The 8,700-nt window shown below is 58.5% G+C and carries 1 protein-coding gene; it reads left to right on the top strand.

Features of this window, described 5'->3' with window-relative positions; genetic code table 11:
- The coding region (locus PEH01S_RS29220; RefSeq protein WP_407669495.1) for an amino acid adenylation domain-containing protein at positions 1–8,692 on the top strand (8,692 nt) is incomplete at its 5' end.
- Positions 8,693–8,700 lie beyond the last annotated feature (8 nt).

Raw genomic sequence — 8,700 nt, 5'->3', positions numbered from 1 at the left:
GGGGGACATCGTACGCGGATTCGTGCGCACGTTCGACTTGGCGAAGCCGCCTCTCCTGCGCGTAGGTTTGGTCGAGCTGGCGAAGGACCGCCACGTTCTGATGCTGGATATGCACCACATCGTCTCCGACGGCGTCTCGACGGACGTGTTGACCGAAGAGTTCGGCCGGTTGTACAACGGCGAAAGCTTGACGCCGCTGCGCATTCAGTACAAGGACTATGCGGTATGGCAGCAGTCCGAAGCGCAGCAGGAGCTGATGAAGCGGCAGGAGGCCTATTGGCTGGATGTGTTCCGCGGCGAGCTGCCTGTGCTTGAACTGCCGACGGATTATCCGCGCCCTGCGGTGCGAAAGTTCGAAGGAAGCCTGCTTCAGCGCCAGCTGGATCCGAAGCTCGGCGAAGGCTTGCAGCGGATCGCGGCGGAAAGCGGCGCAACGCTGTATATGGTGCTGCTGGCCGCCTACAAGGTGCTGCTGCAAAAATATACGGGCCAGGAAGACATCGTCGTCGGCACGCCGATCGCGGGAAGAACGCACGGCGATTTGCAGCCGATCATCGGGATGTTTGTTAACACGCTGGCCATCCGCAGCTACCCGGACGGCAAGAAGACGTTCCGTTCGTTCCTGGACGAAGTGAAGGAAACGATGCTGGGAGCCTACGAGCATCAAAGCTACCCGTTTGAGGAGCTGGTCGAGAAGGCGCAGCCTGCCCGCGACTTGAGCCGGAACCCGCTGTTCGATACGCTGTTTGCGCTGCAAAACAAAGAAACCGGAGAGCTTCAGCTCAAAGGACTGCGGCTGACTCCGTATCCGGGCGAGCATACCGTCGCGAAATTCGACCTGAGCGTGGACGTCACGGAAGGCAGCGAAGGCTTGGAGTTAAGCATGGAATATGCCACAGCCCTGTATACAAGGGAAACGATCGAGCGGATGGCGAAGCATTTCGAGCAACTGCTTACCGCCATCGTGCAGGCTCCGGAAGCGCCGCTTGCTTCGCTGGAAATGATCACGTCGGAGGAGAAGGAGCACATTCAGCGCGTCTTCAACGCTACGGCAGTCGAGTATCCTTCGGATAAAACGATTCATCAATTGTTCGAGGAACAGGCGGAGCGCACGCCGGATCGCCTGGCCGTTGCGTTCGAGGGCAAGCAGCTGACATACCGCGAGCTGAACGAACGGGCGAACCGGTTGGCGCGCACCTTGCGGGAAGCGGATGTGCAGCCGGATCAATTGGTAGGCCTTATGGTCGAACGTTCTCTCGAAATGGTCGTTGGCATGCTCGCAATCCTGAAAGCCGGAGGCGCTTATGTGCCGATTGATCCGGACTATCCGGAAGAACGCATCCGGTATATGCTGGAGGACTCGGGCGCGAAGCTGCTGCTTGCCCAAGGGCATCTGCTGGACCGCGCGCCGTTTGCGGACAAGCTCGTGAATTTGAACGACGAGGGAGCTTACCACGAGGACGGTGCCAATCTGGAGCCTGTCAACGGTCCGGAGCATTTGACCTATGTGATCTATACTTCGGGAACGACGGGCAAGCCGAAAGGCGTTATGGTCGAACACCGCAACGTCGTGCGCCTGGTGAAAAATACCAATTACGTCGAGCTGAACGAGCAGACGCATATTTTGCAGACGGGCGCGGTTGTATTCGATGCTTCGACCTTCGAAATATGGGGCGCGCTGCTGAACGGCGGAAGACTGTATGTGGTGTGCAACGAAACGATTCTGGACGCTTCGAGCTTGAAAACCGCGATTCAGCGGTACGGCATTAACACGATGTGGCTGACGGCTCCGTTGTATAACCAGCTTTCGCAGCAGGACAGCGGCATGTTCGCCGGACTGAAAACCTTGATCGTCGGGGGCGACGTGCTCTCCGTACCGCATATTAACCGGGTTCTGCGCGAGCATCCGGGACTCAGCATCGTCAACGGATACGGCCCGACGGAAAATACGACCTTCTCCACGACGCATACGATCGTCGGCGAGCAGAAGGAAGCGGTGCCGATCGGCAAGCCGATCAGCAATTCTACGGCGTACATCGTCGACAGCAAGCTGAATTTGCTGCCTGTCGGAGTATGGGGTGAGCTGATCGTCGGCGGAGACGGCGTCGCGCGCGGTTACTTGAACCGGCCGGAGCTGACGGCGGAGAAGTTTGTGGAAAGCTCCTTCCGCCCCGGCGAGCGTTTCTACCGGACGGGAGACCTGGCAAGATGGCTGCCGGACGGAACGTTGGAATATAAAGGCCGGATCGACGAGCAGGTGAAAATCCGCGGCTACCGGATCGAGCTTGGCGAGATCGAAGAGCAGCTTTTGAAACTCGCGTCCGTGCAGGAAGCGACAGTGATCGCGCGCGAAGATGAAAACGGGCAGAAGCAGCTGTGCGCCTACTTCGTAGCGGACCGCGAGCTGACGGTCGGCGAGCTGAGAGCGGCGTTATCGCAGGAGCTGCCGAACTACATGATTCCGTCGCACTTCGTGCCGCTGGAGCGGATGCCGCTGACGCCGAACGGGAAGATCGACCGCAGGGCGCTGCCGGCCCCGCAAGGAAGCGCGCCTGTGGGAGCGGAGTATGTCGCGCCGCGGACCGAGCAGGAGAAGGCTTTGGCTGCCGTATGGCAGGCGGTGCTTGGGGCCGAGCGCGTCGGGGTGACGGATCACTTCTTCGAGCTGGGCGGAGACTCGATCAAATCGATTCAGGTGTCGTCCCGTCTGCATCAGGCCGGGTACAAGCTGGAAATCCGCGATTTGTTCAAATATCCGACCTTGGCGCAGCTGAGCCAGCATATTCAACCGGTGGCCCGCATGATCGATCAGGGCAAAGTGACCGGAGAGGTGGGCCTGACGCCGATTCAACGCTGGTTCTTCGAGCAGCCGTTGACCGACCCGCATCATTTCAACCAGGCTTTCATGCTGTATCGGAAGGATCGCTTCGACGAGGCGGCGCTTCGTCAAGTGCTGCAAAAGCTTGCGGAGCATCACGATGCGCTGCGTATCGTCTTCCGCAAGGCGGAGAACGGCTATACCGCATGGAACCGGGCCGTTGGAGAAGGCGAGCTGTACAGCCTGGAAGTGGTCGATTTCAGAGACGTCAAGTCTTGCGAGCAAGCGGTCGAAGCCAAGGCGAACGAAATTCAGAGCAGCATCGACCTCGAAGCAGGTCCGCTGTTTAAAGCGGGGCTGTTCCAATGCGAGGATGGCGATCATCTGCTTCTCGTCATTCACCATGGCGTCGTCGACGGCGTCTCCTGGCGGATTTTGCTGGAGGATATCGCCCTCGGCTACGAGCAGGCTGCCAAGGGAGAAGAGGTTCGCCTTCCGGCGAAAACCGATTCGTTCCGCACATGGTCCGAGCAGCTCGCCGCGTATGCGCAAGGTCCGGCGATGGAGAACGAGCGGGCATATTGGGAGCAAATTGCCCAGACCGCCGTGGCGCAGCTGCCTAAGGATATGCCATCCGATCTTTCGCTGCAGCAGGATAGCGAATCCATCACCATTCAATGGAGCCGCGCGGAGACGGAGCAGCTCTTGAAGAAAGTCCATCGGGCGTACAACACGGAAATGAACGATATCCTGTTGACGGCGCTGGGCATGGCGGTGCAGAAATGGAGCGGCCTCGATCGTCTGCTGGTGAACCTGGAAGGACACGGCCGGGAATCCATCATGACGGATATCGACATTACGCGCACCGTGGGCTGGTTTACAAGCAAGTATCCGGTACTGCTCCGGATGGAGCCGGGCACGAGCTTGTCTACCCGGATCAAGAAAGTGAAAGAGGATCTGCGCCGAATCCCGAACAAGGGAATCGGGTACGGCTTATGCCGCTACTTGTCCGCCCAGCCGGACGGAACCGTATGGGGAGCGGAACCGGAGATCAGCTTTAACTATCTCGGGCAATTCGATCAGGATCTGTCCAATAACGATATCGGCTTATCGCCGTATTCGAGCGGTTCGGAAATGAGCGGCCGGCAAGCCCGCAGCTTCGTGCTGGATATCAACGGCATGATCACGGACGGTTCGCTGGCGCTCGAGCTGAGCTACAGCCGGAAGGAATACCATCGCGAGACGGTGGAGGAACTGGCCGGCATGCTGCAGGAAAGCCTGCAGGAAATCATCGCGCATTGCGCGGCGAAAGAATGGACGGAGCTGACGCCGAGCGATGTCCAGCTCAAAGGGCTCTCCGTCGAGGAGCTGGAGCAAATTTCCGCGCAGACTCGCCACATCGGGGAAATCGAGAACATCTATACGCTTACGCCGATGCAAAAGGGCATGTGGTTCCACACGACCTTGGACAAGGAAGCGGGTGCGTACTTCGAGCAGATGCGGTTTACCGTGCAGGGAAGCCTGGATGCGGAGCTGTTCGCCAGAAGCTGGAACGATCTGGTCGCCCGCCACGCGATCCTGCGGACAAATTTCTTCAGCGGTCCGCGAGGGGAACCTCTGCAAATCGTCTACCGCGACAAACGGATCGGATTCGCCTATGAAGATCTGAGCCATTTGCCGGAAGCGGAACAGCAGGCGACCGTCGAAAGGCTGGAGCAAGCAGACATCGCCCGCGGGTTCGATCTGGAGCGGGATGCGCTGGTGCGCGTTGCGGTCATCCGCACGCAGGAAGCAAGCTACCGGGTGCTCTGGAGCTTCCACCATATCCTGATGGACGGCTGGTGCTTGCCTCTGGTCGTCAAGGAATTGTTTGAAACGTATGAGGCTTACGTTCAGGGCGACCGTCCCGAACATAAAGCGGCGCCGGCCTACAGCCAGTATATCGAATGGCTGGAGAAGCAGGACGGCGCAGCGGCATCCGCGTATTGGTCGGAATATTTGGCGGGATATGAAGGGCAAACGGCGCTGCCTCAGGAGAAAGCGCAAAAACGACCCGAAGGCTACGCGGCCGGACATGTCGTTTGCGAGCTGGATAAACAGTTAAGCGACCGGATGAACCGGGCCGCGAAGCAGTGCCGGGTGACGGTGAATACGCTGATGCAAGCGGCATGGGGCGTCATTCTGCAGAAGTATAACGCAACCGACGATGTGGTGTACGGCAGCGTCGTTTCGGGCCGGCCGGCGGAAATTCCGGGCATCGAAGAAATGATCGGGCTCTTTATCAACACGATTCCGGTCCGCGTCGCCTGCCAGCCGGAGGAAAGCTTTGCCGACGTGATGGGAAGAATGCAGGAGGCTGCGCTGGAATCGGGTCGCTACGACTTCTACCCGCTGTATGAAATCCAGGCCCAAAGCGCTCAAAAGCAAGAGCTGATCAACCATCTGCTGGTATTCGAAAACTACCCGATGGACGAACAGGTAGAGCAGGCCGGCGGGGACGATAGCGGTACGCTCTCGATTACAGACGTCGATGTGGCGGAGCACACGAACTATAACTTCACGGTGACGGTCTTCCCGGGAGACGAAATCGTCGTGCGTTTCGACTACAACTCGCTGGTCTTCGATCAGGCCGATATGGAGCGGTTGAAAGGGCATCTGCTGCATATGCTTGAGCAAATCGTGGCCGATCCGCAAGCTTCCGTAGGCGACCTGGAGCTGGCCACGGCGGCGGAGAAGGCGGAAATTATCGACGTGTTCAACGATACCGCGGCGGAATATGCGCGGGAGCAGACGATTCACGGTCTGTTCGAGGAGCAGGCGGAACGGTTGCCGGATAAGGCGGCGGTCGTGTTTGAGAATACGCAGCTCACGTACCGGGAGTTGAACGAGCGGGCAAACCGGCTGGCGCGAACGCTGAGAGCGGAGGGCGTGCAGGCGGATCAGCCGGTCGGATTGATGATCGAACGGTCGCTGGAGATGATCGTCGGCGTGTTTGCGATCATGAAAGCCGGAGGCGCCTACGTACCGATCGATCCGGAATATCCGGAAGACCGTATCCGGTACATGCTGGAAGACTCGGGTGCGCAAGTGCTGCTGACGCAGCGTCATTTGCTGGAACGCGTATCGTTTGCCGGAAAAGCGATCGCGGCGGATGACGAGCAGGCCTACAGCGAAGACGGCTCGAATCTGGAGCCGGTTGTCGGGCCGAATCATCTGGCGTACGTGATCTATACGTCGGGAACGACGGGCAAGCCGAAAGGGGTCATGGTCGAGCATCACGGGCTGTGCAGCTTGAAGCTCATGTTCGCGGAAACACTGCGGATCACGGAGGAGGACCGGGTCGTACAATTTGCAAGCTTGTCGTTCGATGCTTCGTGCTGGGAAATTTTCAAAGCGTTGTTCTTTGGCGCAACCTTGTATATCCCGGCCAAGGATACGATCCTGGACTATCCGCTGTTCGAAAGCTACATGAACGAGAACGGCATTACGGCAGCGATCCTGCCGCCGACCTATGCCGTCTATTTGAGCCCGGACCGCATGCCGAGCTTGAAGAAGCTCATTACGGGCGGCTCCGCCGCTTCGGTCGAATTCGTACAGCAGTGGAAGGACAAGGTCCGGTATTTCAATGCCTACGGGCCGACAGAAGCTTCGATTGTGACTTCCGTATGGGAGGCTTCGCCGAATGGTCTCGATTTAAGATCGGTTCCGATCGGTCGTCCGATTGCGAACCACCGAATCTTTATTGTGGATTCGCAGAATCACATGCTGCCGGTCGGAGTGGCCGGGGAGCTGTGCATCTCGGGTGCCGGACTGGCGCGGGGTTATTTGAACCGTCCCGAGCTGACGGCGGAGAAATTCGTGGACAACCCGTTCCTGGCGGGCGAGCGGATGTACCGGACGGGCGACTTGGCCCGCTGGCTGCCGGACGGCAACATCGAGTATTTGGGCCGGATCGACCATCAAGTGAAGATCCGCGGCTACCGGATCGAATTAGGCGAGATCGAAGAGCAGCTTCTGAAAATCACTTCCGTTCAAGAAGCGATTGTCATTGCCCACGGCGACGCAAACGGGCAGCAGCAGCTTTGCGCCTACTTCGTGGCAGAACGGGAGCTGACGGTGAGCGAGCTGAGAGGCGCGTTATCGCAAGAGCTGCCGGGCTACATGATTCCGTCCTACTTCGTGCAGCTGGCGCAAATGCCGCTGACGCCGAACGGGAAGATCGACCGCAAGGCGCTGCCGGCGCCGGAAGGAAGCGTCCAGACGGGCGCGGATTTCGTAGAGCCGCGTACACCAGTGGAAGCTCAATTGGTGCGTATCTGGCAGGAAGTGCTCGGAATCGGGCCGGTTAGCGTGAAGGACAACTTCTTCGAGCTCGGAGGCCACTCCTTGCGGGCCACGGTGCTGTCAAGCAAGGTGAACAAGGAGCTGAACGTCAATCTGCCGCTGCGGGATGTATTCCGGTTCCCGACGGTGGAAGCGTTGGCCCAGGTCATCGACGGGCTGGAGCAGCAGGAGCACAGCGCCATTCCGACGGTTGAAGAGCGGGAGTATTACCCGGTTTCCTCCGCACAGAAGCGGCTGTTCATTCTGCACCAGCTGGAAGGAGCGCAGCTAAGCTACAACATTCCGGGCTTCGTGACCCTCGAAGGACCGCTGGACCGCGGCCGCTTCGAAACGGCCTTCCGTCAGCTGATCGAGCGTCATGAGACGCTGCGTACCGGCTTTGAGATGGCGAACGGCGAACCTGTTCAGCGCGTATACGACGAGGTCGAATTTGCCGTGGAATACAGCAAAGCGACTCAGGAAGAGGCCGTGGAAATTGCGAAACGATTCGTCCGTCCGTTTGATTTAAGGAAGCCGCCTCTGCTTCGCGTAGGGCTGGTGGAAGTGGAGCCGGAACGCCACATTCTGATGCTGGATATGCATCACATCGTTTCGGACGGCGCTTCCGTGGGCATTTTGCAGGAGGAGTTCTCCAGACTGTATGCGGGCGAGGAACTGCCGCCTCTGCGGATTCAATACAAGGATTACGCTGTATGGCAGCAGTCCGAGGCGTATGCCCAACGCGTGAAGAAGCAGGAAGGGTACTGGCTGCAAGCCTTGGCGGGAGAGCTGCCCGTCATCGAGCTGCCAACCGACTATGAACGACCTGCCGCCCGAAGCTTCGAGGGGGCGGAGCTCGAATTTGAAGCTGACGAAGCTCTTGCGCAGCGGCTGAACGAACTGGCGGTCCGCCACGAAAGCACGTTGTATATGGTTCTGCTGTCTGCGTACACGGTACTGCTGTCCAAATACAGCGGGCAGGAAGACATCATCGTCGGAACGCCGGTTGCCGGAAGAACGCACGCGGATGTCGAGCCGGTCATTGGAATGTTTGTCAACACGCTGGCGATCCGCAATTATCCGGCGGGCGACAAAACGTTCCTCTCCTATCTGGAGGAGGTCAAAGAGACGACGCTGGGAGCCTTCGAGCATCAGGACTATCCTTTCGAAGAGCTTGTCGAACGGTTGAACGTGAAGCGGGATACGAGCCGCAATCCGGTGTTCGACACGATGTTCGTCTTGCAAAATACCGAGGATCGCGGAATTGAAGCGGATGCCCTCAGCCTGACTCCGTTTGTCTTCGATCAGACGGTCGCCGCACAGTTCGACCTCACCTTATCGGTGGCCGAAGACGACGGCGCAATCCGAGGAAGCTTCCAGTATGCCGCCAAACTGTTCAAAGCGACCATGATCCGCAAAATGTCTAAAGATTTGTTGGCTGTCCTGGAGCAAATCTGCGAGAATCCGGAAATCCGCTTAAGCCAGATCAAGCTTCATGAACAAACGGAAAAGAGCAAGCATCTGTTAGAAAGCATCGAGTTCTCGTTCTAAGAAAAGAG

It is taken from the genome of Paenibacillus ehimensis NBRC 15659, assembly GCF_004000785.1.
GTDB lineage: Bacteria > Bacillota > Bacilli > Paenibacillales > NBRC-103111 > Paenibacillus_G > Paenibacillus_G ehimensis.
This window is presented reverse-complemented; position numbering and strand designations above follow the sequence as displayed.